This window comes from Ponticoccus sp. (in: a-proteobacteria) (genome assembly GCF_048381735.1).
In genome coordinates, this window is sequence record NZ_JBLXGL010000009.1 from 136,856 (window position 1) to 160,451 (window position 23,596).

The 23,596-nt window shown below is 66.5% G+C and carries 19 protein-coding genes and 1 pseudogene; 10 read left to right on the plus strand and 10 right to left on the minus strand.

The features are described from left to right. Positions 1-86: 86 nt before the first annotated feature. Positions 87-1,487, minus strand: coding sequence for a xanthine dehydrogenase small subunit (gene xdhA, locus ACN5KJ_RS15470; RefSeq protein ID WP_418594901.1), 1,401 nt, complete (start codon positions 1,485-1,487; stop codon positions 87-89). Between the two features lie 397 nt (positions 1,488-1,884). After that, positions 1,885-2,505, minus strand: coding sequence for a MarR family winged helix-turn-helix transcriptional regulator (locus tag ACN5KJ_RS15475; RefSeq protein WP_347166879.1), 621 nt, complete (start codon positions 2,503-2,505; stop codon positions 1,885-1,887). 160 nt (positions 2,506-2,665) lie between these two features. Between ACN5KJ_RS15475 and ACN5KJ_RS15480 the strand changes: the two genes are divergently transcribed. Further along, the gene (locus ACN5KJ_RS15480) at positions 2,666-4,201 is read left to right on the plus strand and encodes an MDR family MFS transporter (protein ID WP_418594902.1); all 1,536 of its coding nucleotides are present in this window, start codon (positions 2,666-2,668) and stop codon (positions 4,199-4,201) included. A gap of 209 nt (positions 4,202-4,410) precedes the next feature. Here ACN5KJ_RS15480 and ACN5KJ_RS15485 read toward each other — a convergent pair whose 3' ends face one another. Both ACN5KJ_RS15485 and ACN5KJ_RS15490 read right to left on the minus strand, forming a co-directional pair. Beyond that, a complete protein-coding gene (locus ACN5KJ_RS15485) occupies positions 4,411-5,328 on the minus strand; it encodes a glutaminase (RefSeq protein ID WP_347166881.1) in 918 nt (305 codons plus the stop codon). A 60-nt stretch (positions 5,329-5,388) separates the two neighbouring features. Then, the gene (locus ACN5KJ_RS15490; RefSeq protein WP_418594903.1) at positions 5,389-6,288 is read right to left on the minus strand and encodes an alpha/beta hydrolase; all 900 of its coding nucleotides are present in this window, start codon (positions 6,286-6,288) and stop codon (positions 5,389-5,391) included. A 198-nt stretch (positions 6,289-6,486) separates the two neighbouring features. Between ACN5KJ_RS15490 and dnaE the strand changes: the two genes are divergently transcribed. Both dnaE and ACN5KJ_RS15500 read left to right on the plus strand, forming a co-directional pair. Beyond that, positions 6,487-9,987, plus strand: coding sequence for a DNA polymerase III subunit alpha (gene dnaE / locus ACN5KJ_RS15495; protein WP_418594904.1), 3,501 nt, complete (start codon positions 6,487-6,489; stop codon positions 9,985-9,987). Between the two features lie 137 nt (positions 9,988-10,124). Continuing rightward, a complete protein-coding gene (locus tag ACN5KJ_RS15500) occupies positions 10,125-10,871 on the plus strand; it encodes a hypothetical protein (RefSeq protein WP_347166883.1) in 747 nt (248 codons plus the stop codon). A 68-nt stretch (positions 10,872-10,939) separates the two neighbouring features. Here the strand turns inward: ACN5KJ_RS15500 and ACN5KJ_RS15505 are convergent, their stop codons facing one another. Then, complete coding sequence (locus ACN5KJ_RS15505; RefSeq protein ID WP_347166884.1) at positions 10,940-11,155, minus strand: SlyX family protein; 216 nt, start codon at positions 11,153-11,155, stop codon at positions 10,940-10,942. Between the two features lie 79 nt (positions 11,156-11,234). On the opposite strand from ACN5KJ_RS15505, the gene hisS reads away from it, so the two are divergent. From hisS to hisG, 3 genes are read left to right on the plus strand one after another with little or no spacing between them, the layout of a single operon-like run. Further along, positions 11,235-12,707: a histidine--tRNA ligase gene (gene hisS, locus ACN5KJ_RS15510; protein ID WP_418594905.1), complete on the plus strand. Its 1,473-nt coding sequence runs from the start codon at positions 11,235-11,237 to the stop codon at positions 12,705-12,707. After that, complete coding sequence (locus ACN5KJ_RS15515) at positions 12,704-13,786, plus strand: ATP phosphoribosyltransferase regulatory subunit (protein ID WP_418594906.1); 1,083 nt, start codon at positions 12,704-12,706, stop codon at positions 13,784-13,786. Before hisS ends, ACN5KJ_RS15515 begins: the two co-directional genes overlap by 4 nt. Then, positions 13,783-14,475 (plus strand): ATP phosphoribosyltransferase, encoded by a 693-nt coding sequence (hisG, locus tag ACN5KJ_RS15520; RefSeq protein ID WP_418594907.1) that lies wholly within the window; start codon positions 13,783-13,785, stop codon positions 14,473-14,475. Before ACN5KJ_RS15515 ends, hisG begins: the two co-directional genes overlap by 4 nt. Before the next feature lie 81 nt (positions 14,476-14,556). Here hisG and yghU read toward each other — a convergent pair whose 3' ends face one another. Beyond that, positions 14,557-15,411: a glutathione-dependent disulfide-bond oxidoreductase gene (gene yghU, locus ACN5KJ_RS15525; RefSeq protein WP_418594908.1), complete on the minus strand. Its 855-nt coding sequence runs from the start codon at positions 15,409-15,411 to the stop codon at positions 14,557-14,559. 68 nt (positions 15,412-15,479) lie between these two features. On the opposite strand from yghU, the gene ACN5KJ_RS15530 reads away from it, so the two are divergent. After that, on the plus strand, positions 15,480-15,977 hold the full coding sequence (locus ACN5KJ_RS15530) for a YdcF family protein (protein WP_418594909.1): 498 nt from the start codon (positions 15,480-15,482) through the stop codon (positions 15,975-15,977). A gap of 58 nt (positions 15,978-16,035) precedes the next feature. Here ACN5KJ_RS15530 and ACN5KJ_RS15535 read toward each other — a convergent pair whose 3' ends face one another. Beyond that, on the minus strand, positions 16,036-16,425 hold the full coding sequence (locus ACN5KJ_RS15535; protein ID WP_347166890.1) for a hypothetical protein: 390 nt from the start codon (positions 16,423-16,425) through the stop codon (positions 16,036-16,038). 83 nt (positions 16,426-16,508) lie between these two features. Continuing rightward, positions 16,509-16,940 (minus strand): DUF1489 family protein, encoded by a 432-nt coding sequence (locus ACN5KJ_RS15540; protein WP_418594910.1) that lies wholly within the window; start codon positions 16,938-16,940, stop codon positions 16,509-16,511. Positions 16,941-17,347: 407 nt separating this feature from the next. On the opposite strand from ACN5KJ_RS15540, the gene ACN5KJ_RS15545 reads away from it, so the two are divergent. Further along, positions 17,348-19,639, plus strand: coding sequence for an adenosylcobalamin-dependent ribonucleoside-diphosphate reductase (locus ACN5KJ_RS15545; RefSeq protein ID WP_418594911.1), 2,292 nt, complete (start codon positions 17,348-17,350; stop codon positions 19,637-19,639). Positions 19,640-20,422: 783 nt separating this feature from the next. Next, a pseudogene (locus tag ACN5KJ_RS15550) lies at positions 20,423-21,807 on the plus strand (transposase). Positions 21,808-22,041: 234 nt separating this feature from the next. On the opposite strand, the gene ACN5KJ_RS15555 reads toward ACN5KJ_RS15550, so the two are convergent. After that, positions 22,042-22,308 carry a hypothetical protein gene (locus ACN5KJ_RS15555; RefSeq protein ID WP_418594912.1) on the minus strand — a complete coding sequence of 89 codons (267 nt, stop codon included), beginning with the start codon at positions 22,306-22,308 and terminating at the stop codon, positions 22,042-22,044. Positions 22,309-22,407: 99 nt separating this feature from the next. Between ACN5KJ_RS15555 and ACN5KJ_RS15560 the strand changes: the two genes are divergently transcribed. After that, entirely contained in the window at positions 22,408-22,587 is a 180-nt protein-coding gene (locus tag ACN5KJ_RS15560) for a hypothetical protein (protein ID WP_418594913.1), read from the plus strand. Positions 22,588-22,794: 207 nt separating this feature from the next. On the opposite strand, the gene ACN5KJ_RS15565 is transcribed toward ACN5KJ_RS15560, so the two are convergent. Next, the gene (locus ACN5KJ_RS15565; protein WP_418594914.1) at positions 22,795-23,574 is read right to left on the minus strand and encodes a hypothetical protein; all 780 of its coding nucleotides are present in this window, start codon (positions 23,572-23,574) and stop codon (positions 22,795-22,797) included. Positions 23,575-23,596: the final 22 nt, after the last annotated feature.

Consider the following 23,596-nt stretch of genomic DNA (forward strand, 5'->3'; position numbering starts at 1 on the left):
CCCGGCGGGTCTTGCGCATGGGGGAGGGGTCTGATGCGCCATGGCAGGCGTTGTCCTGCGCCTGGGGAGTTGTTGCGGCTGCGGGCTCATGCGGTCACCTCCAGCACCGATTGCGCGCCGCCGTGGTCGGCGAGGAAGTAGCGCGTCAGCATGTTGCGGGCGGTCTCCCGCCGGTAGGCCGCGCTGGCGCGCATGTCCGAGAGCGGCTCGAAATCCTGCGCCCAGGCATCGCGGGTGGCCTCGACGGTCTCCATGGTCCAGGGCTGGCCGGTCAGGGCGGCCTCCACCGCCGCGGCGCGTTTCGGCACGCCCGCCATGCCGCCGAAGGCGATGCGGGCGCCGGTGACGCGGTCGTCCTCGACAGTGACGTTGAAGGCGCCGCAGACCGCCGAGATGTCCTGATCGAAGCGTTTCGACAGCTTGTAGACCTTCAGCCGGGGCGCCGAGGCGGGCAGCGAGACGGCCTCGACGAACTCTCCGGGGGCACGGTCCTGCTGGCCGTAGGACAGGAAGAAATCCTCGATGGCGAGGTCGCGCCGGGTGTCGCCGTGGCGCAGGTGCAGCGTGGCGTCGAGCGCGATCAGCGCCGGCGGGTTGTCCCCGATGGGTGAGCCATTGGCGATGTTGCCGCCGATGGTCGCCGCCGCCCGGACCTGCGCCGAGCCGTAGCGGCGGATCATCTCCGCATAGGAGGGATGGTGGCGGCGCATCAGGTCCAGCACCCGGTCCATGGTCACACCCGCGCCGATGGTCAGCACGCCGTCGCGTTCCTCGATCCCCTGCAGGTCGCGGCAGCGGTTGAGGAAGATCACCTGGTCGAGCTGGCGCAGCTGCTTGGTCACCCAGAGGCCGACATCGGTGGCGCCCGCCACCAGAGTGGCAGTGGGGTTGGCGGCGTAGAGCCGGGCGAGGTCATCGGCGGATTCGGGGGCATGGAGAGGGGCCGGGGGCTCTGCCCCCGCTGCGCTCCCCCGGGATACTTCCGGACAGAAGAAATCCAGGTCCGGTTGCAGCCAGTCGGGGATGGGCGCGCTCTCGGCGGCCTTTGCGGCGCGCACGATGGGGGCGTAGCCGGTGCAGCGGCAGAGGTTGCCCGCCAGCGCGTCGTCGTGGCCGGTGTCGCCATTGAGATGGGCCGTGGCCATCGACGCGATGAAGCCCGGCGTGCAGAAACCGCATTGCGAGCCGTGGTGCTCGATCATGGCCTGCTGGACCGGGTGAAGCTGCCCCCCGGGGCCCGAGATCCCCTCGACCGTGCGGATCGCCTTGCCGTGCAGCTGGGGCAGGAAGAGGATGCAGGCGTTGAGCGCGCGCGCCTTGCCCGCTTCGGTGACCATGACCGTGCAGGCGCCGCAATCGCCTTCGTTGCAGCCTTCCTTGGTGCCGGTCAGCCCGCGGGTTTCGCGCAGCCAGTCCAGAAGCGTGACCGTCGGGGCCACATCGGCGAGGTGCACGCTCTCTCCGTTCAGAAGAAAGGTGATGTCCATGTCGAAAACCCGCCGCCTTACCGGTTTTGCCCCATCCGGGGGTGTGCGCCTTCGATGCGGCGTAGAAAGCGCACGTGTGACCCTGACGCGGTCAGGCTAGGCGGGGGCAAATGGCCTTGGCAAGGGTTTTCTGCCGCGTTTCTCATCGCTTGGAGGCGCTTTGCCCCTTGCGCAGGCTTGCGGTGCCGGGCCTGGAAAACCCTGCCCGTGCGGGTTTGGCGCTTCGGGGCAGGGCCCCTGTCAGGCGGTCCGTGGGGGGAGAGGGTCTGGTGCGCCGCCTGCTTGCGCGGCGGGGCCTGCCGCCCCCGGGTTGCGGGGGCGCACCGGGGAGCGCGCGCCTTGTCTCGTGGGCACCGGGACGGGCCATCGCCGCTCCGGTGCCCGGTTTGCCCGCCTGTCAGCCCGCTGTTTCGTCGCGGTCGGGCATGCCAAGGTCGGCGATCGACTCGCGCAGCTTGGCGATCTCGTCGGCGACCTCCTCGGAGGGGTGGGCCGCCGTTTCGGACCAGGCGCTGAAGCGTTCGAGCAGCGGCAGGAAGGTGCGGATCTCTTCCGCCGTCCAGCCCTGCAGGTAGCTGCCCATGGTCAGGAACTTGTAGGTCCGCACCGCCTCGACGACCCGCTCGCCCCTGTCCGTCAGTTCCAGAACGGTGCGGCGCGCGTCCGCCTGGCTGACCGCCCGGCGCAGCAGGCCGCGCGCGATCAGGTCCGATGTCATGCGGCTGGCCCGCGAGGGGTCGATGTTCAAGCGCTGGGCGACCGTGGAGACCATGGTCTCGCCGGTCTCCTCGTCGCGAAACTCGTTCTCGGGCGCCCGGACCGCCATGAGCACGTCGAGCTGCGGCAGGTCGACCGGCAGGCCGAGTTCGGCAAGGGCGCGGTGGCCGAGCTCTCGTTTGAAGACCTTGCGGCGCCAGACCTGCAGCACAGCGTCAATGTCCAGAGCCGCCTGGCTGGAATCCTCACTGATCCCGGCCTGTGCGAGTTCCTCTTTCAGACGCTTGTCCCGTTCGGCCATGGAGCCTCCTTTTAATTGCGTGCGCTTGACATGTAATTGACTGGGTCACATATTTAGGCCCATCCCCATTCTGCGGCAATCCGTGCCTTTTTGTCACGCACCTATGTCAGGCACCGAAAGCTGCGGATGTCCGGGTTCATGCCTGAAGAGACGCCGTTTCATGACCGCCACCGACCCCGCCGCCGCCTCCGGCGATGCACCGACCTCCGCCGCCTATGTCGAGCCGCCCGACCGGGCCACCGTGCGCCTTGTCCTTGCCGCCGTCGCCGCGACGCTGCTTTTCGCCTCGCTGGGGCAGACCATCGTCTCGACCGCAATGCCGGTCATGGTCGCGGATCTGGGCGGCATGGATCACATCACCTGGGTCATCACCGCCTATCTTCTGGCCTCGACCATCGCGTCGCCGATGGCGGGCAAGCTGGGCGACATGTACGGGCGCAAGCTGGTGCTGCAATCGGGGATCGCGGTCTTCGTCCTTGGCGCGGTGATCGCCGGGACCGCCGCCAGCATGGGGCAGGTGATCGCCGGGCGGCTTGTGCAGGGTTTCGGCGCGGGCACGCTGATCGTGACCGCCATGGCCACGGTCGGGGACCTTCTGCCGCCGCGCCAGCGCGGCATGGCGCAGGGTGTGCTTGGGGCGGCCTTCGGCGTGTCCACCGTGATCGGGCCGCTCCTGGGCGGTTTCATCGTGCAGAACTGGCACTGGCACTGGATCTTCTTCGTCAACCTGCCCGTCGGTGCGCTGGCCTTTGTTGTCATCCTCGTCGCCCTGCCGCGCCGCACGGAACGGCAGGAGCGCCGGGTCGACTACGCCGGGGCCGCCCTTCTGGCGACCATGCTGGCAAGCGTGGTGCTGCTGCCCAACGCCGTCGGAGAGGGTGCCGGATGGGCCTCTCTGCAGGTCGGTGCGCTGGCGGTGCTGGGCGCGCTGGCGCTGGCGGGCTTCGTGCTGGTCGAAGGCCGCGCCGAAGAGCCGATCCTGCCGCTCAGCCTGTTCCGCAACAACACCTTCCTGGTGGTGAACGCGGTGGGTTTCCTCGTCGGCATGGGCATGTTCGGCACCATCACCTTCCTGCCGCTGTTCCTTCAGGTGGTGAAGGGGGTGTCGCCGACGAACTCGGGTCTCTTCCTGGTGCCGATGATGGGCGGGCTGATCTTCGCCTCGACCATGGCGGGCCGGGTGATGTCGAGGACCGGGCGCTACAAGCTGATGCCGACGCTTTCGACCGGGCTGCTGGCGGTGGCGCTGGTGTCGCTGTCCAACCTTTCTGCGGAGAGCCCGCTGTGGTTCATCGCCGTCGCTCTGGTGCTGGTCGGGCTGGGCCTTGGCCCGGTCTTCTCGGTCGGCGTGGCGGCGATCCAGAACGCCATCCCGGGCTCGATGATGGGCGTGGGTACCGCCTCGGCCAACATGTTCCGGCTGATCGGCGGCTCTATCGGCACCGCCGCCTTCGGCGCGGTCTTCTCCGCCGGGCTGGCGCGCAACCTGTCGGGCCATATGCCCGGCGCGGAGGCGGGCGGCCTGCGCTCGATCGGCGCCGAGACCCTGCGCGCCCTGCCGCCCGAGGCGCAGCTGCGCGTGATGGAGGGCTTTTCGGAGGCGCTGCACCCGGTCTTCTGGATCGCGGCTCTGGCGGCGCTGCTGGCCTGCCTGATGTCGACGCAGCTGCGTGAACTTCCGTTGTCAGGGGCCTGACTCTCCCGTCCCTGACACGCGGCTGGCCGGCTCCTTCCTCCAAACGGGAGCCGGCCTTTTTTATGGCGGCGGCCTGGCGCCGGTGATGGCCGGGGGGCAACGGGGGCGCTTTGGTGTGCCACGGGGCCGAGAGACCCGGCGGCCGGGGTTCTGGCCGAAGGCGCGCTGCGGTGCCGCGCCCCCGGCGCGGGCGATCCCGTGGCGCAGCCCTAGCCGAAGACCGACCAGCCGGTGAAGCGCGCCAGCCGTTCCGCCGCCTCGGTCCCGCATTTGGAGTTGCCCCAGGCGTTCAGGCCGGGCGACCAGATCGCGACAGAGGCCCGCCCCGGCACCGCGATCAGGATGCCGCCGCCGACACCGGACTTGCCCGGCAGGCCGGTGCGAAAGGCGAAGTCGCCAGAGCCGTCGTAATGCCCGCAGGTCATCATCAGCGCCGCGATTCGCCGTCTCTTGACGCCGCTGAGCAGGAAGGGCGCCCCCGGCAGCCCGGCGATCCCGCGCCCGGCAAGCGCAAGCTGCCGGGTTGTCATCTCGATGGCGCACTGGTGGAAATAGGTGCCCAGCACCAGATCCGGCGCGTTGACCAGGTTGCCGTAGCTCTTGAGGTAATTGGCCAGCGCCACGTTGCGATAGCCGGTGGCCTTCTCCGAGGCCGCCACGGCGCGGTCGATGTGGATGTCGTCGTCCCCGGCGCTCTCTCTCACGAAGCCGATGATCTCGGACAGCGCCTCGCGCGGGGCCCGGCCCGCCAGCAGCTCGTCCGTCGTCACCAGCGCGCCTGCATTGATGAAGGGGTTGCGCGGGCGCCCCTGTTCCTGCTCCAGCAGCAGGATGGAATCGAAGCGATCGCCGGAAGGTTCGCGCCCCACGCGCCGCCACAGCCCCTCGCCGATGCGCGCCAGCACGCAGGCCAGCGAGAAGACCTTGGAAATCGACTGGATCGAGAACCGGGTGTCGGATTGTCCGGCGCTCAGCACGCGCCCGTCCGCCAGCGCCACCGAGATCGCGAATTGCGCCGGATCGACCCGCGCCAGTTCCGGGATGTAGTCGGCGACCGCGCCCCAGTCGGCGCGCGCCCGAATGTCGGCATCCAGCGTGTCGAGGAAGGCGGCAAGCGTGTCTGTCATGACCGAAGGCATACCCGGAACTGCCGTCCTGTCAAAGCGAGGATGGCCGCCCGGTCGGTCTCAGGGGCGCATGAAGTCCGCCAGTTGCGTGCAGGGGGCGTGCATGGTGAGGATCGAGTTGTGGCCGCCGTTCTCGAACAGGGCGATCCGGGTCCGGGGAGCGACCTCGGCCATCTGTGCAAGGTCCTCCGGTGGGGCGGCGTCGTCGTGTCGCCCGTGCACCATCAGGAGGCTGTCCTCCCGCGCCAGGGCCCCGGGCTGCCACGGGCTGTCCGTCGGCCATGGCGCGCCCAGGGCGCTGACATGGTGGCAGAAGCGATCGAGGCAATGGCCCGTCAGCCCGTATTGCGTGCCGCCCAGCCGGATCAGGCGCGGCAGGTCCAGCGGCGCCGAGACCAGTGCCAGACGTGGCAGGGGGTCGCTGGTCGCGGGGACGAGCAGCGCGGCATTGGCGGAAACGCAGTGCGCCACGATGCCATGATAGCGGTCCTGCTGCGTTGCGGCTTCAAGGGCAGAGACGATTTGGTTGAGGCCGCAAAGATCCTCTCCGGGGTGGCCATGGCCCGGCAGGACCAGAAAATCCACGGTGAGCCCGGCGTCCCCGAGGACCCCGGCAAGGCGGGTGAACTGGCGGAAGTGGCCGTTGAGGCCGGGCGCGATCAGGACGCGCGGCGCTTTGGGGCCGGCGGCGGCGGGGCGGCGCAGCAGGGTCAGTCCCGGCACGGGCCGGACCACCGTGCCCCAGCGCGCCACGGCGTCCGGGTCGCCAAGCAGGGCGACGTTGGGCCGCAGGTAGCGGCGGGCGAGGACGCGGGCCGCGGTTTCGGGCGCAAGCCGCGTCGCCAGCGGCAGCAATCGTCGGCGCCATGACGGCGGCGGAACGCCTGCCGGATCCGTGACCTCGGGCGTCCGGGTCCGTTTGGCGAGGTTGAAGCGTCTGGCAACTTCGCTTTGCGACATGGTGTTTTTCCGGTTGCGCCACGATACCGGCGGCTCGGTTTGATCAGTTTAGTTTAGATTCCCCGGTTATCGTGAGGGTTGATTGCGGCGGCAATTAGGCGAGTTGTCCCGGGGCGGCGAACAATCCCGCCGCAACCGGGCCGCTTGCCCGCAGGTCGCGCTTTTCCACGCCGGGGCGGGGGCCTATGATTGCGCCCCATGGCCGATCCTCGATTCATTCATCTCCGCACCCACACCGAATACTCTTTGCTCGAAGGCGCCATCCGCCTGAAGAAGCTGCCCGGCCTCTGCCAGGCGATGGAAATGCCGGCGGTGGCCGTCACCGACACCAACAACCTCTTTGCCGCGCTGGAATTCTCGGTCGGGGCGTCGGGGGCGGGCGTGCAGCCGATCATCGGCTGCCAGATGGACCTGCGCTACATCGACCCGCAGCCGGGCGAACGGGTGAAGCCGCCCGCCTCGGTGGTCCTGCTGGCCCAGACCGAACGCGGCTACGAGCATCTGATGAAGCTCAACTCGTGCCTCTACATGCGCCGCGACACCGAACTGGCGCATATCACGCTGGACGAACTGGAACGGCACTCCGAGGACGTGATCTGCCTGTCCGGCGGTCCCGACGGCCCGGTGGGGCGCCTGCTGCGGCAGTCCACCCGGGCCGCCGCCCAGACCCTGATGATGCGGCTGGAGGCGATCTTCGGCGACCGGCTTTACGTGGAGCTCCAGCGTCACCCCGGCGAGGACGGGCAGCCGACGGAAGCCGAGCGGATGACCGAACGCGGCCATATCGAGATGGCCTATGAAATGGGCCTGCCGCTGGTCGCCACCAATGACGTCTATTTCCCCAAGTCCGACATGTACGAGGCCCACGATGCGATGATCTGCATCGCCGAGGGCGCCTATGTCGACCAGCAGGAACCGCGCCGCCGCCTGACCCCGCAGCACTACCTGAAGACCCCGCAGGAAATGGCGGTGCTGTTCGCCGACCTCCCCGAGGCGCTGGAGAATACCGTCGAGATCGCCCGCCGCTGCGCCTTCATGGCCTATCGCCGCGACCCGATCCTGCCGAAGTTCGCCGACGACGAGGTGGCAGAACTGCGCCGCATGGCCAATGACGGCCTTCAGGCGCGGCTTGCGGTGATCCCGCACGCGGTCAGCGTCGAGGAATACCAGAAGCGGCTGGATTTCGAGCTGGGCATCATCGAGGGCATGGGCTTTCCCGGCTACTTCCTGATCGTGGCCGACTTCATCCAGTGGTCGAAGGACAACAATATCCCCGTCGGGCCGGGGCGGGGCTCGGGCGCCGGGTCTTTGGTGGCCTATGCGCTGACCATCACCGACCTCGACCCGCTGCGCTACTCGCTGCTCTTCGAGCGCTTCCTGAACCCGGAACGGGTCTCGATGCCCGACTTCGACATCGACTTCTGCATGGACCGGCGCGAAGAGACGATCCGCTACGTGCAGGACAAATACGGCCACGACCGGGTGGGGCAGATCATCACCTTCGGCGCGCTGCTGTCCAAGGCCGCCGTGCGCGATATGGGCCGCGTCTTGCAGATGCCCTACGGGCAGGTCGACCGCCTGTCCAAGATGATCCCGGTCGAGGGCGTCAAACCCGTCAGCATCGAACAGGCGCTGCGGGACGAGCCGCGCCTTGCCGAAGAGGCCCGCAACGAGGAAGTCGTGGACCGTCTGCTGAAATACGGCATGCAGGTCGAGGGGCTCTTGCGCAGCGCGGGCACCCACGCGGCGGGTGTGGTCATCGCCGACCGACCCACGGACGAGCTGGTGCCGCTTTATCGCGATCCGCGTTCGGACATGCCCGCCACCCAGTTCAACATGAAATGGGTGGAACAGGCGGGTCTGGTGAAGTTCGACTTCCTCGGCCTGAAGACCCTGACCGTCATTCAGAACGCGCTGGACCTGATCCTGAAATCCGGCCGTCCCCTGCATGTCGCCGCCGACGGCACCGAGCTGTACCAACCGGCGGAGGGCGGCGAGAACCAGATGAACCTGATCCCGCTGGACGACGAGCCGACCTACAAGCTTTACGCCAGCGCCAAGACCGTCGCCGTGTTCCAGGTGGAAAGCTCGGGCATGATGGATGCGCTCAAGCGCATGAAGCCCACCTGCATCGAGGATATCGTGGCGCTGGTGGCGCTGTATCGTCCCGGCCCGATGGAGAACATCCCGGTCTATTGCGAGGTCAAGAACGGCCTGCGCGAGATCACCTCGGTCCACCCCTCCATCGACCACATCCTTGCCGAGACGCAGGGCATCATCGTCTATCAGGAACAGGTGATGCAGATCGCGCAGGTCATGGCGGGCTACTCGCTGGGCGGCGCCGACCTCTTGCGCCGCGCGATGGGCAAGAAGATCAAAGAGGCGATGGACGCCGAACGCCCCAAGTTCACCAAGGGCGCCATGGCCAACGGGGTGGACGAGAAGAAGGCCAAGGAGGTCTTCGACCTTCTGGAGAAATTCGCCAACTACGGTTTCAACAAGTCCCACGCGGCGGCCTACGCGGTTGTCAGCTACCAGACCGCATGGCTGAAGGCGAACCACCCGGTGGAGTTCATGGCGGGCGTCATGAACTGCGATATCCACCTGACGGACAAGCTGGCGATCTATTTCGAAGAGGTCCGCAAGGGCCTGTCGCTGCCCTATGTGCCGCCCTGCGTGAACCGCTCTCAGGCCTCTTTCGACGTCAAGGACGGCGAGCTGGTTTATGCGCTGGGGGCGCTGAAGAACGTCGGCCTCGACGCCATGCGGCTGGTGGTCGAGGGGAGGGGGGAACGCCCCTTCGCGACGCTTTTTGACTTTGCCCGCCGGGTCGATCTGAAGAAGATCGGCAAGCGCCCGCTGGAGATGATGGCGCGGGCCGGGGCCTTCGACGTGCTGGACGGCAACCGCCGCCGGGTCTTCGATTCGCTGGATGCGCTGGTGATGTATTCCTCGGCGATCCACGAACAGAAGGCCTCGGCGCAGGTCTCGCTGTTTGGCGAGGCGGGCGACGACCTGCCCGAGCCGCGCATGTCGCCGGTCAGCGACTGGCTGCCCGCCGAGCGGCTGGCCGAGGAATTCCGCGCCGTGGGGTTCTACCTGTCGGGCCACCCGCTGGACGATTACATGCCCGCGCTGAAGCGCCAGCAGGTGATGACGCTGGATGAGGTGACCGCCAAGGCCGAACGCGGCCCCTTCGTGGCCAAGCTGGCGGGTGTCGTCGCGGGCCGTCAGGAACGCAAGTCGGCGCGTGGCAACCGCTTTGCCTTTGCGCAGCTCTCGGACCCGACCGGCGCCTACGAGGTGACGCTCTTCTCCGAGACGCTGGAGAAATCGCGCGAATACCTCGAGACCGGCTCGAAGGTCGTCGTGACGGTCGAGGCCACGATGGAAAGCGACCAGCTGAAACTCTTGGGCCGCTCGGTCACGCCCGCCGACACGCTGACGGCGGGGGCGGGGGCATCCGGCCTGCGGATCTTCGTCGAGACCGAAACCGCCTTCGGCCAGATCGCCAAGGTGCTGTCCTGGGCCGCCGAGCAGAACCCCAAGGCGCCGCGCGGGCCGATCCATCTGTGCCTGACGGATCGCGGCCTGCCCGGAGAGGTGGAGCTGGACCTCGCTGACCAGTTCCCGGTCTCGCCCGAGGTCAAGGGCGCGGTGAAATCGCTGGAGGGCGTGATGGCGGTCGAGGATTTCTAGGCCAACCACGGCGAAGCCGCGCCAGGGGCCGCCCGGACAGGCGGTCCGGCACCGGTTTGCGGCCCCGTGCGGATGATGCGGTGGACGCGTCGGGCCCGATGCGGATAAACAGGCGGCAATCTGGTTGGGAGACCCCTATGGTTCGTCATGCGATGGCGCTGTGCTGCGTGCTTGTTCTGTCCGCCTGTGGCGGCGATCCGATGCGTGACGTGCCGCGTCTTCAGGATGTCGAACTGGCCGAGGGGCAGGGGCAGTCCGACGCGCTGGCCGGCAGCGGGGCGGCGGCGCCTGCGCCCGATCCGGCGGCGAAACCGCAGGGCGGGCTGATGGGCTTCCTGCGCGGGCGGGCGGATGCGGCGCGCTCTGGCGGCGCGGCGCCGAAGCCGGGCGACCCGGATTACCGGCAGGTCTCTTTCGGCACCGCCTTGCCCTACGGCGAGATCGCCCGGACCTGCGATGCGCCCGAGGGCAAGCTGGGCGCGCGCGTCGACGGCTGGCCGAAGGGCGGGCGCGGTTACACCCTCTATGATACCGCGCCGGGCGGTACGGGGCTGCGCACCTTCTACCTGACCGGTTTCTCGGACGGCTGCCCGCGTCAGTTCAGCGCGGCGCTGGTGCTTTTTGCGGCGCCGTCGGACTACGAGGTGATCCGCTACGGCCCGGCGGGCGCGGACCTGCCGGTGTCGACCACCGACACGGCCTACGAGGCGGTCAAGAACCGTGTCTGCCGCGTCTCGCGCGGCCAGCCCTGCGGACGGCGGATGTCGGCGCTGGAGAAGGACACGGTCTTCCTCAGCGTCTACGAGCGGTTCGGCGACAATGCCGCGTGGAAGACGATCCTGCTGCACGACGGCGCCGTCGCGGCCACGGATATCAAGGGCTGAGGCGGGGGGGAAATTCCGTCTACGGAATTTGAAAATTGCGTCGACGCAATTTCGCCCGCCGCCGGCCGTCAGTAGTGGGGCGGCCGTTCGTCGCCCAGCACCACGCCGCCCGAGCCTTCGGCCTCGCGTTCCGCCTCGCGCCGCATCAGCCGCTCGACCCGGGCGGTCAGGCGGTCGATCTCGCGGTCCTGCCGGGCGACGGTGGCGGAGAGGTCCTCGACCGTGTGCATCAGCTCGGCAAGGCGTTCCTCGATCACGGTTGTCCGGTCTGCCTTGTCGGTCATGGGTGCCTCCGCTTGCCTTGCCCCTGCGTGGCCCTTTGGGTAGAGGAAGCGCGACGGATTTCCAAGGTGGATTGCCCCCATGGCCAAAGACAAGAAAGCCCCGCGCCCCAAGGCCCAGACGCCGAAGGGCTTCCGTGACTATTTCGGCGCCGAGGTTACCGAGCGCGCCGAGATGCTGGCGACCATCGCCGGGGTCTACCGCCATTACGGCTTTGACGCGCTGGAAAGCTCGGGGGTCGAGACGGTCGAGGCGCTGGGGAAGTTCCTGCCCGACGTCGACCGCCCGAACGAGGGCGTCTTTGCCTGGCAGGACGAGGACGACACCTGGATGGCGCTGCGCTACGATCTGACGGCGCCCCTGGCCCGCGTCTACGCGCAGCACCGCAACGACCTGCCGCTGCCCTACCGGCGCTACGCCATGGGGCCGGTCTGGCGCAATGAGAAGCCCGGGCCGGGGCGCTACCGCCAATTCTACCAGTGCGACGCCGATACGGTGGGCGCGGCGACGGTGGCGGCGGATGCCGAGATCTGCGCCATGCTGGCCGATACGCTGGAGAAGGTGGGGATCCCACGCGGCGACTACCTGATCCGGGTCAACAACCGGAAGGTTCTGAACGGCGTGCTCGAGGCCATGGGCGTCAGCGACGCGGCGCAGGCGGCGGACGTGCTGCGCACCATCGACAAGTTCGACAAGGTCGGCGAGGCCGGGGTGCGCGAGCTGCTCGGCAAGGGGCGGCTGGATGCCTCGGGCGCCTATATCGACGGGGTCGGGCTGAGCGAGGAACAGGCCGAGCCGGTGATCACCTTCCTGACCTCGAAGGGCGCCGACAATGCCGCGACGCTGGAGAACCTGCGCGGCGCCGTCGGCGAAAGCGCGGTGGGCGCCGAGGGTGTGACCGAGTTGCAGCAGATCGCCGACCTGCTCGCCGCGCAGGGCTACGGCCCCGACCGCATCGTCATCGACCCCTCGGTCGTGCGCGGCCTCGGCTATTACACAGGGCCGGTCTTCGAGGCCGAGCTGACCTTCGAGATCCTCGACGAGAAGGGCCGCAAGCGGCAGTTCGGCTCGGTCGCGGGCGGCGGGCGTTATGACGACCTCGTCAAGCGCTTCACCGGGCAGGCGGTGCCCGCGACCGGCGTCTCCATCGGCGTCGACCGGCTGCTGGCGGCACTGCGCGAGAAGGGCCGCCTGACCTCGACCGAGCAGGGGCCCGTCGTGGTCACCGTGATGGACCGCGACCGCATGGCCGATTACCAGGCCATGGTCGCCGACCTGCGCCAGGCGGGCATCCGGGCCGAGGTCTACCTCGGCAACCCGAAGAACTTCGGCAACCAGCTGAAATACGCGGACAAGCGGCAAAGCCCCGTGGCAGTGATCGAGGGCGGCGACGAGAAGGACCGCGGCGTGGTGCAGATCAAGGACCTGATCCTCGGCGCGAAGATGGCCGAGAATGCCACGCTGGAAGAATGGAAGGACCGGCCCAGCCAATACGAGGTGCCGCGCGCCGATCTGGTGGCGAAGGTCCGCGAGATCCTGGACCTGTATTCATGACGCTGGCCGCTGAAAAAGCCCGGGCGCTGGCCCTGCGGCAGCGCTTCGAGGCGGCGGGCGCGCAGCCGGTGGACTGCGCGATCCTGCAACCGGCGGGCACGCTGCTTGACCTCTACGGCGAGGACATCCGCACCCGCGCCTATGTCACGACGGACCCGGTGCAGGGCGAGGTCATGCTGCGGCCCGACTTCACCGTGCCGGTGGTCGAGGCGCATATGCGCGACGGCGCCGAACCGGCGCGCTACACCTACGCGGGCGAGGTCTTTCGGCGGCAGGAAGATCACCCTGAGCGCGCCTCGGAATACCACCAGGTCGGCTTCGAGGTCTTCGACCGCGCCGATCCGGCGGCGGCGGATGCCGAGGTCTTTGCCCGCTTCGCCGAGATCCTGGCTCCTTACGCGCTGCGGCCTGTCACCGGCGACATCGGCATCCTGACGGCGGCGGTGGCGGGGCTGCGGACCACGGACAACCGGCGCGCGGCGCTGATGCGCCACATCTGGCGGCCCCGGCGGTTCCGGGCGCTGCTCGACCGATTCTCGGGGCGTGCGCCGGTGCCCGCCTCGCGGGCCGCGCTGCTGGCGGAAGACGATCCCATGGCCCGGGCGGAGCCGCTGATCGGCCTGCGCGACGGTGCCGAAATCTCTGACCGCATCGCGGCGCTGCGCGAGGATGCAGCCCAGCCGCCCCTGTCCCGCGAAGAGGTTGCGCTGCTCGAAGGGCTTCTGAAGGTCTCGGAAACCTGCCCGCACGCGCTGGAGCATCTGCGCGACATCGCCGTGGACCTGCCCGCCATCGCCGAGGCGGTGGACCGGTTCGCGGACCGGATCGCGGCGCTGTCGGCGCGCGGGGTGGCAGTGGACAGGCTGCATTTCGAGGCCAGCTACGGGCGGTCGTCGATGGAGTATTACGACGGGTTCGTCTTCGGCTTCGTTGCCCCCGGGCAGCCCGGCTGGCCGGTGGTGGCGGGCGGCGGGCGTTACGACGCCCTGACCCGGCAACTGGGGCAGGGCCGCGCGATCCCCGCCGTCGGCGGGGTGATCCGCGCAGGCCTGCTTCTGGAACTGGAGGGCGGCGCATGACCGTCAAGCTGGGGGTGCCGTCCAAGGGGCGGCTGATGGAGAAGACCTTCGACTGGTTCGGGGCGCGCGGCATCGGGCTGGCGCGCACCGGATCGGACCGCGAGTATTCCGGCGCCGTCGAGGGCATCGAGGGCGTCGAACTGGTCCTGCTGTCGGCGGGGGAGATCCCGCGGGAACTGGCCTCTGGCCGCATCCACCTTGGCGTCACCGGCACCGACCTGGTGCAGGAGAAGCTGGTGCAATGGGACCAGAAGGTCGAGCCGCTTGCGGAGCTGGGCTTTGGCCATGCCGACCTGATCGTGGCGGTGCCGCAGTGCTGGGTGGACGTCGACACGCTGGACGATCTGGACGCGGCGGCGGCGGCTTTCCGGGCGCGGCACGGGTTCCGGATGCGGGTGGCGACGAAATACCACCGGCTGGTGCGGGCCTACCTGCATCAGGGCGGCGTGGCGGATTACCAGCTGGTGGACAGCCAGGGCGCCACGGAAGGCACGGTGAAGAACCTCACCGCCGAGGCCATCGCCGACATCACCTCGACCGGCGAGACCCTGCGGGCGAACCACCTGAAGATCCTCTGCGAGGAGCCGGTTCTGCGCTCTCAGGCAACATTGTTCCGGTCCAGGGTGGCGTCGTTGGAGCAGCGGCAGCGCGACACGCTGCGCAGCCTCGTGGAGCGGCTGGGTCTCTGACGGGGGAAATTCCTTCGAAGGAATTCGAAAATCCTGTCGACAGGATTTGGTCCCGCCCGGCCTCGGACGGGACCGCGGGGTTCAGCCGATCTTGTCCTGCGTCTTGGTGTCGAAATCGCCCGCGTCATGGCGTTCGTGCAGTTGCTGCGCCGGGTCGCCGGAGGTCTTGTTGACCATCCGTCCGCGCTGCACGGCGGGGCGTGCGAGGATCTCGTCGGCCCAGCGGATCACGTTCTTGTAGATGCCGACGTCAAGGAATTCTCCGGCGTCGTAGCTTTCGCCATGCACCGTGCGCCCGTACCACGGCCAGATCGCGATATCGGCGATGGTGTAGTCGTCGCCGGTCATGAAGCGATTCTCGGCAAGGTGCCGGTCCAGCACGTCGAGCTGGCGTTTGACCTCCATGGCGAAGCGGTCGATGGGGTATTCCATCTTGTAGGGCGCATAGGCGTAGAAATGGCCGAACCCGCCGCCCAGATAGGGCGCGCTGCCCATCTGCCAGAACAGCCAGGACAGCATCTCGGGCCGCTTTGCCGGGTCGCCGAGGAAGGCGCCGAACTTCTCTGCCAGGTGCATCAGGATGGCGCCGGATTCGAAGACTCGCACCGGGGTCGCGCCAGAGCGGTCCATCATCGCCGGGATCTTGGAGTTCGGATTGACCTCGACGAAGCCAGAGCCGAACTGGTCGCCCTCGCCGATGCGGATGAGCCATGCGTCGTATTCGGCGGCATGGCCCGCGGCCAGCAGTTCCTCGAGCAGGATCGTGACCTTCTGGCCGTTGGGTGTGGCAAGGCTGTAGAGCTGGAAGGGATGGTCTCCGACCGGCAGCACCTTGTCATGGGTGGCGCCCGCGACGGGGCGGTTGAGAGAGGCCCACTCGCCGCCGTTGGCTTTCTCCCAGGTCCAGACGCGGGGCGGAGTATATGCTTGGGTCATGTGGCTGTCCTTTGCGAGGGTTTGGCCGCAAGGTATAGGCTTTGAGCGCGAAAACCAGAGGGAGCGGGATGACGGATGCGGACGAGCGGCCCGTGGCGGTGGTGCTGGGGGCGGCGGTGTGGCCGGGGGGCGTGGCCTCGCCGACGCTGCGGCGCCGCGCCGAAGAGGCCGCGCGGCTGTGGCTGGAGGGCCGGGTGCGGCTGGTCGTGGGCTGTGGCGGCACCGGGCGCCACGGTCCGTCAGAGGCCGAGGTCATCCGGGCGATCTGCGTCGGGCTGGGGGTGCCCGCCGCGGCGGTTCTGGTCGAGGCGCGTTCGACTACGACAGAGCAGAACCTGCTCTACGCGCGGCCGCTTCTGACGGCGGCGGGCGCGGGCCGGATCGTCATCGTCACGGATCGCTATCACCTGCCGCGGGCGCGGCTGGTGGCGCGGCGGATGGGGTTGGATGCAACGGGCGCCTGGCCGCGCGTGCCCGGCCCGGTGACGGCGCGCCGCGCCTGGCTTTGGCTGCGCGAGGGCGGCGCCTACCTGGGCTATGCCGTGCAGGGCCGGGGTCGCGGCTGAGCGATGCGAAATCCGCGACGGATTTCGGGCCGTTTTCCGCGACGGAAAACGGCGGCCCTCAGCGGGCGACGCTGACCTGCACAGAGGTTCCGACGCCGCCCGAGCCGAAGATCTGCACCAGGACCATGGCGCCGCCGCTCATCAGGATCTGTGCCGCGCCGGGCTCGATGGAGCCGGCATTCACCATGCTTTCCATGGCCGCGCGGTTGTCGGCGGAGCCGAAGAGCGGGTCCCATTCGTCCCCGGCCTGCGCGATGCCGAAGCGGTGGTAATTCGCCCTGTCCTGCCGCAGGACCTGCGCGGGGGCGGTCAGCCGCTCGCCGTTGGAATTGAAAAGATCGCGGTCGCCGATATAGGCGGCATAGCTGGCGACGACATCCTGGGCGCTGGCGGGCAGGGCGGCAAGGGCGGGAACAGCAAGGAAAAGGGCAGCAAGAATACGGGTCATGACGACCTCCGAACGATATGAGTCCCCAGCAATCTAGTGCGTGCGGCGGCACTTGCCCATAGGTCGCTGTGCGCGGAGCCTGGTCAGAGCACGCCGATCTCGGCCAGCGCCCCGGCCAGTTCCGGCGGCAGGCTGTCTTCGGCCTCGCGGCCTTCGGGCAGATCGCGCGGCGCATCCTCGGGGGACAGGTAGCGCCAGCCCTGAAAGGGGCGCTTCTGCGTGCCGGCGGTGCGGACCAGCTGTGGGTCCAGCACCAGCGCGCAGCGCTCGGTGCCATCGCCGCCGGTGACCCGTTCCATCGCCAGCACGCGCTGGCGGCACTGGATCAGCCCCTTGATCACCCAGTAGATGGATCCGCCGGCCAGCACCTCGGCCTCGCGCCGGGGCCACATCCGGGTGACGTGGCGCGGCAGCCCGTCGGCGCCCCGCGCCGGGGCCGAGGCCTGCCATGCCGCCAGCGTCTCGACCGAGTCCGTTCCGACGGACAGCTTGATGAGATGGGTGACTGTGGCCAATGGGATTCTCCGCTGCGGGCCCTGCATAGTGTAGGCAGGGCGCCGCGGCTTTCAAGATGCAGGCGTCCCGGCGCGGGCAGGTGGGGGCAGAGGCCAGCCGACGCCGGGGATTGCGCCCGGGCCGGACGCCCGGTGGGCGCGCCGCGCGCTCCGGCCCGGCGCCAGCGTGGCGTCTTTCCCCCGGTCCCGGGCGCCGCATGCCGCGATCCCCTGCCGGTCTCAACCACCGCATGCCGCGACCGTCCGCCGGTTCCGAAGAGCCTCCCGCGCGGCGCCCGGACCTTTTGCCACAGCATGGCTGCGGCGGGCGCGGGTGCGATATATCTGGTGGCCTGCCCAACGGACCTTTCAACCTGTTGCGTTTTGGGCTTAGTCTGGGTGTCCTTCCAAATACACGAGAATCAGCCATGACCCGCTTTGCCGCCCCCATTGCAGAACAGATCTGGGACATGAAATACCGTCTCAAGGACGCGGACGGCACGCCCATCGACCTGTCGGTCGAGGATACCTGGCGCCGGATCGCCCGGGCGCTGGCGGCGGTCGAAACTGACCCGGCGGCCTGGGAGACGCGCTTTTACGGCGCGCTCGAGGACTTCCGCTACCTGCCCGCCGGGCGCATCACCGCAGGCGCGGGCACCGACCGCGCGGTCACCCTGTTCAACTGCTTCGTCATGGGCACCATCCCCGACAGCATGGCCGGCATCTTCGACATGCTGAAAGAGGCCGCGCTAACCATGCAGCAGGGCGGCGGCATCGGCTACGATTTCTCGACCATCCGGCCCAAGGGCGCCATCGTGCACGGGGTGGCCGCCGATGCATCCGGCCCGCTGTCCTTCATGGACGTCTGGGACGCCATGTGCCGCACCATCATGTCCGCAGGCTCTCGGCGCGGCGCGATGATGGCCACCATGCGCTGCGACCACCCGGATATCGAGGCCTTCATCGGCGCCAAGGCCGACAGCGCCCGCCTGCGCATGTTCAACCTGTCGGTTCTGGTCACCGATGCCTTCATGGAGGCGGTCAAGGCCGACGGGTCGTGGGATCTGCAATTCGACGGCAAGGTCTACCACACGCTTCAGGCGCGCGACCTGTGGAACCGCATCATGAAGGCGACCTACGATTACGCCGAGCCGGGCGTGATCTTCATCGACCGCATCAACCAGGCCAACAACCTGAACTACGTCGAGACCATCGCCGCCACCAACCCCTGCGGCGAGCAGCCCCTGCCGCCCTACGGCGCCTGCCTTCTGGGGTCGATCAACATGGCGCGCCTGGTGCGCGAGCCCTTCACCGAGGCCGCCGGTCTGGACGAGGACGCCATGGCCGAGCTGGTAAGCTGCGCCGTGCGGATGATGGACAACGTGGTCGATGCCTCGCGCTTCCCGCTGCCGCAACAGGCCGAAGAGGCGATGAACAAGCGCCGCATCGGGCTGGGCGTGACGGGTCTGGCGGATGCGCTGCTGATGTGCGGGCTGCGCTACGGCTCTGAAGAGGCCGCCGCCCAGACCGAGGCCTGGCTGAAGGCGATTGCGCGCGCGTCCTACCTGGCATCGGTGGAGCTTGCGAAGGAGAAGGGGGCTTTCCCGCTCTTCGATGCCGAGAAATACCTCGCCTCGGGCAATATGATGCAGATGGACGAGGACGTGCGCGACGCGGTCCGCAAGCACGGCATCCGCAACGCGCTGGTCACCTCGATCGCGCCGACGGGGACGATCTCGCTTTATGCCGGCAACGTGTCCTCGGGGATCGAGCCGGTCTTTGCCTATGCCTATACCCGCAAGGTCCTGCAGAAGGACGGCTCGCGGACCGAGGAAGAGGTGGTCGATTACGCGGTGCAGATGTACCGCGCGGTGCACGGCGAGGATGCGCCGCTGCCCGACTACTTCGTGAACGCCCAGACGCTGGCCCCGCTGGAGCATGTGCGCATGCAGGCAGCGGCGCAGAAATGGGTGGACAGCTCGATCTCCAAGACCATCAACTGCCCCGAGGACATCGACTTCCAGTCCTTCAAGGACGTCTACATGGAGGCCTATGAAACGGGCTGCAAAGGCTGCACCACCTACCGCCCGAACGACGTGACCGGGTCTGTGTTGAGCGTGGCGGAAGAGAAGAAGGAGGCCCCCGAGGTGGTGGCCACCAGCGACGCCGAGCCGCAGACCCCGCATGGCGACGTGATCTACATGTCCGAGCCCCTCGACAGGCCGGAACACCTCGAGGGCAATACCTACAAGCTGAAATGGCCCGACAGCGAGCATGCCATCTACCTGACGATCAACGACATTATCGTCGCTGGCCGCCGCCGCCCCTTCGAGGTCTTCATCAATTCGAAGAACATGGAGCATTTCGCCTGGACGGTGGCCCTGACCCGGATGATCTCCGCCGTCTTCCGCCGCGGCGGCGATGTCAGCTTCGTGGTCGAGGAACTGAAGGCCGTCTTCGACCCGCGCGGCGGCGCCTGGGTGAAGGGCAAATACATCCCCTCGATCCTCGCCGCCATCGGGGGCGTGATCGAACGCCACATGGTCGAGACCGGCTTCCTGGAGGGCGAGGGCATGGGGCTCAAGACAGACCCCACGGCCCAGGTCGTCGGCCTCGACGCCCCGCGCGGCAAAGCCTGCCCCTCCTGCGGCGAGTTCTCGATGATGATGGTCGAGGGCTGCATGACCTGCGCCTCGTGCGGCCATTCGAAATGCCAATAGGCGGTAGGTTGGGGTAGAGTCAGAGAAAGCAGATGAATGCGCAAACGGAAGCATAAGTCTGCGCAAGGGGTGTCAAGGGCGAAACGTACCGCCTCGTGCCCTTCGGCTGCTCTTTGAAGGACGGTGATAGAGGCGCTGGAGCAGACGCTCCGGCGCCTTTCGCGTATGAAAGGGATGTGCGGTTCGTGATATGAAGTCGCGGAGGGCCGTCGTGCCGTCGCTATGCGCTCCTGGGCATGGCGCAGCGGCGCTCGCGATGGTGAGACCCTGAACACAAGGTTGCTTTGAAACGGTGGAAGCTCTGACGAAGACTATGATGCAGACGCAAACTGTCGCTACGATCCTGAACCGATATCAGCGTCGGAGAAATTGTCAGGTGCCCATCACGGCAACCGATGTCTACGCCGACAGCATTGCGCGCGTCTGTGGAGAAGACGTTGACTTCGACCCGGTCGAACGAGGCCTTATCCACCTCAAGCGTCAGAAGGTAATTTCTGGCCGAAGACTGGTCGTCCTTCTTGGCCGCCACCAGCGCGAGATCAGACCTGATTGACGCCTCGCGAGGGCATCCTGGGCCAGTTGACACAACGCTACCCAGGAAGACACTGAGCGTCGCGGCTCTGGGAACAGAGTGATGGCTTCAACCGGCCCATAGACACCGCTCACGTCCGGCGCAGGAAGGCGAACTGACCTTGCTCGAAGGGCGTATTTTGTTGAAAAACTCGCGCTTGATCGGAGGGCCGTCGGCTGATTCAATTCCCGCAATGGGTGGGAGGATCGACGATGATGGGACCGCGGCAGGAGGCGCAACCGGCGCTGTTCTACGAGTTCTCGCTCGAGGATCATGTCCCGCCAGATCACCTTCTGCGCTCGATTGACCGTTTCGTGGATCTGTCCGGCATCCGTGCTTACCTCGCCGCTTTCTACAGCCGTACGGGTCGTCCGTCTGTAGATCCGGAGTTGCTGATCCGCATGCTGTTGGTGGGGTATTGCTTCGGCATCCGGTCGGAACGGCGGCTCTGCGAAGAGGTGCATCTGAATTTCGCTTACCGTTGGTTCTGCCGCCTGGACCTCAGTGACCGGGTCCCGGATCACTCGACTTTTTCGAAGAACCGGCACGGCCGGTTCCGTGACAGCGAGCTATTGCGCCACCTGTTCGAGGCGACCGTGGCGCGGTGCATCGAAGAGGGCCTGGTCAGCGGACAGCGCATGGCCATCGACGCTAGCCTCATCGAGGCCGACGCCAACAAGCAGAACGCGACGCCGAAGGAGGACTGGGACGCGAGGCGGATCGATCCCGCTGATGCGCCCCGAGCCGTTCGCGAGTATCTGGACGTCTTGGACGAAGCCGCATTCGGCGCAGCAAGCGAGGTGCAGCCCAAGTTCACGTCCCATTCCGACCCCGCCAGCCAGTGGACTGCGGCCCGTAAGGGACCGGCATTCTTCAGCTATTCTGACAACTATCTGATCGACACGGACCATGGCGTCATCGTGGACGTGGAGGCCACCAGGTCAATCCGGCAGGCAGAGGTCGGTTCGACCAGGACCATGCTGGAGCGCGTGAAGGCCAGGTTCGACCTGCACCCCGAACGCCTGATGCGGATACGGCCTATGGCACTGGGCCGATGCCGGGCTGGCTGGTCGACCGCAAGATTGCCCCGCACATTCCCGTCTTCGACAAATCCGGACGAACCGATGGGACGTGGACTCGCGCTGACTTCGAGTGGGATGCCGAGAATGACCAATACATCTGCCCCGAGGGGCACGAGCTGAAGCAGTTCCGCCGGAACTATTCCGACCCTAACCGGGGTCCGACTGGCAAGGGAACAGCTCGCTATCGGGCGCTGAAAGAGGTCTGTCAGGTATGCCCATCCAAAGCGATGTGCTGCCCGAACGCGGATGCACGCAAGATCACCCGTGAGGAACATGAAGATGCCCGGCAGGTCGCTCGCGACATCGCCAAAACCGAGCAATACGCCATCTCGATGAAGTTGCGGAAGAAGGTCGAGATGCTCTTTGCCCACCTCAAACGGATCCTTGGCCTGAACCGGCTCCGATTACGCGGGCCGTGCGGCGCAAATGACGAATTTCTCCTCGCCGCCACCGCCCAGAACCTCCGCAAACTGGCCAAGATCCTTTCTGCACTGCAGCAACCGAGAAACGCCTGACAGAACAGGCGCTCGCGCCATGTTCAGCCGTCGATATTCTGCGCCGGCGAACGGGTCTTTTTCCACGGAATGGGCGGAAAGCCATCATTCGCTGCGTCTTGAACGAACGGCAGCTCTGCGCAGAAGCGTATGGTCGCGCGGGCCCCAACAGCAGACTGCCGATGGCCATCTAACGCCGCATTTCACTGAACTGATCGCCCCCTTAGTTCCAGTGACCCTCCCCGCGCTCCCCTATCAGTCCGCAGTGTTCTTTTCGCAGCCAGGGCATTCGTCGCCGTAATCGGCCAGCGCATCCTGCAAATGCTGCCTAACTTCAGCCTCGCCGTCACCAGAATTCCGCATCCCTGCCACGACTGCGTCCTCAAAAGCGGCGCTGTCCATTTCGTCTGTGAGAACCCCGTGATTCTCACATTCAGCCAGCGCGCCTGCGTCAAGCAGAAGTTGAACAGCCCACGCACGTTCTGCCTGGGTTTCCTCAAGCAACCTCTTCGATCCACTCATTTCAGCCTCCAAGGGTGATCCATCATCAGTCTAGCTATAACATGCCCGCGTTGCTATCATGCAGAACTGTCTCCTCACCCGCTCTTAAGAGAAGCCCTCATGCCCAACAGAATGATCGTACAGGAAGAGTCCATCCGCACCCCCGATGGTCGGGAATTAATCTATTTCGACATCCATGATGTCGTGACCATCGAAGGCCGCGAGTATTGTCACAAGCGATCCGATGTTGGCTTCAAGACCCGCGAGGAAGCAGAAGCATTCATTGCCGGGCGGGGCTAGAATATTCGCCATGCATTATACGAAATGCAGCAAGGCGGAGAGCGGTCGCTCGTGGCGTCGTGGACGAACGGCGGCGATGCGCAGATACCTGAGTTTGCAAAGTCGCTCGCCAACGCCGTGGTTGTCGACATTTCCGGCCCATAACAGACCTTGGCTCCTTGCACACTGAAGGTACCGAGACGGCCCAAAGCTAGCACTCTCGAACAATCATTTGCTGCCGAGAAGCTCGTCCGATCTTAAATATTCGCGAATAGCTTTTTTAAGCTCAATAAGCGCCTTGAACAGTTCTTCGCCGCGTTCTTTTCGCATGTTATGCGCCCACGTTAGATCAGCGCTCTTGAGGCTTTCCTTTGAAGGGTAATGCCGTGGAAATTCTCTAACAGTCTGCTCCAGATCCTCAGCAGCACGCATGGCCGACTTATGAAGTTCGTCACGCAGTAATTCAACCTTAGTTATAACTGAGAGCGGCAAGACAGGATCACTCAACGCGTGTTCAATTAAGTCAGTAACTTGTTGAAACTCTCGGCTCACCTCGAAGGTTTCCCAACTGTAGGTTTCCCAAGAAAACGCCTCGTGGTCAAATTCATCATCGCCTTCAGCTTGGTCCGCTGGCCCCTTGATCAACCGAAAACCAGAGGCACTGGGAGACACTATCATGCCAACAGAAACGAGCTTCTCCTCAGATTCTGACGCCATGTCAGCGTCAAACTGATCTTTTGCGAATCTTTTGAATTCTCTACCGAGCGATATTTCAGCGGAAGTAGCTAAGCCAGAATCGTACCACGCTTCGATGGACGACTTCCAATTCAGATTCTTCAGCAACGATTGAAGCGTATCAATTTGAACCTTGAAAACCTCATTCTTAGCAGGCTGGAAAATACTCTTCTTCGCCTGCCTATAGGATAAACAAGCGATCAATGCGGCTATCAGCCAAAATAAAATCTGCACAATGTCTTTAACTAAGCCGACGACTTGATCTATGCACATTCGTTCTGCAGGCTCCTGAAAT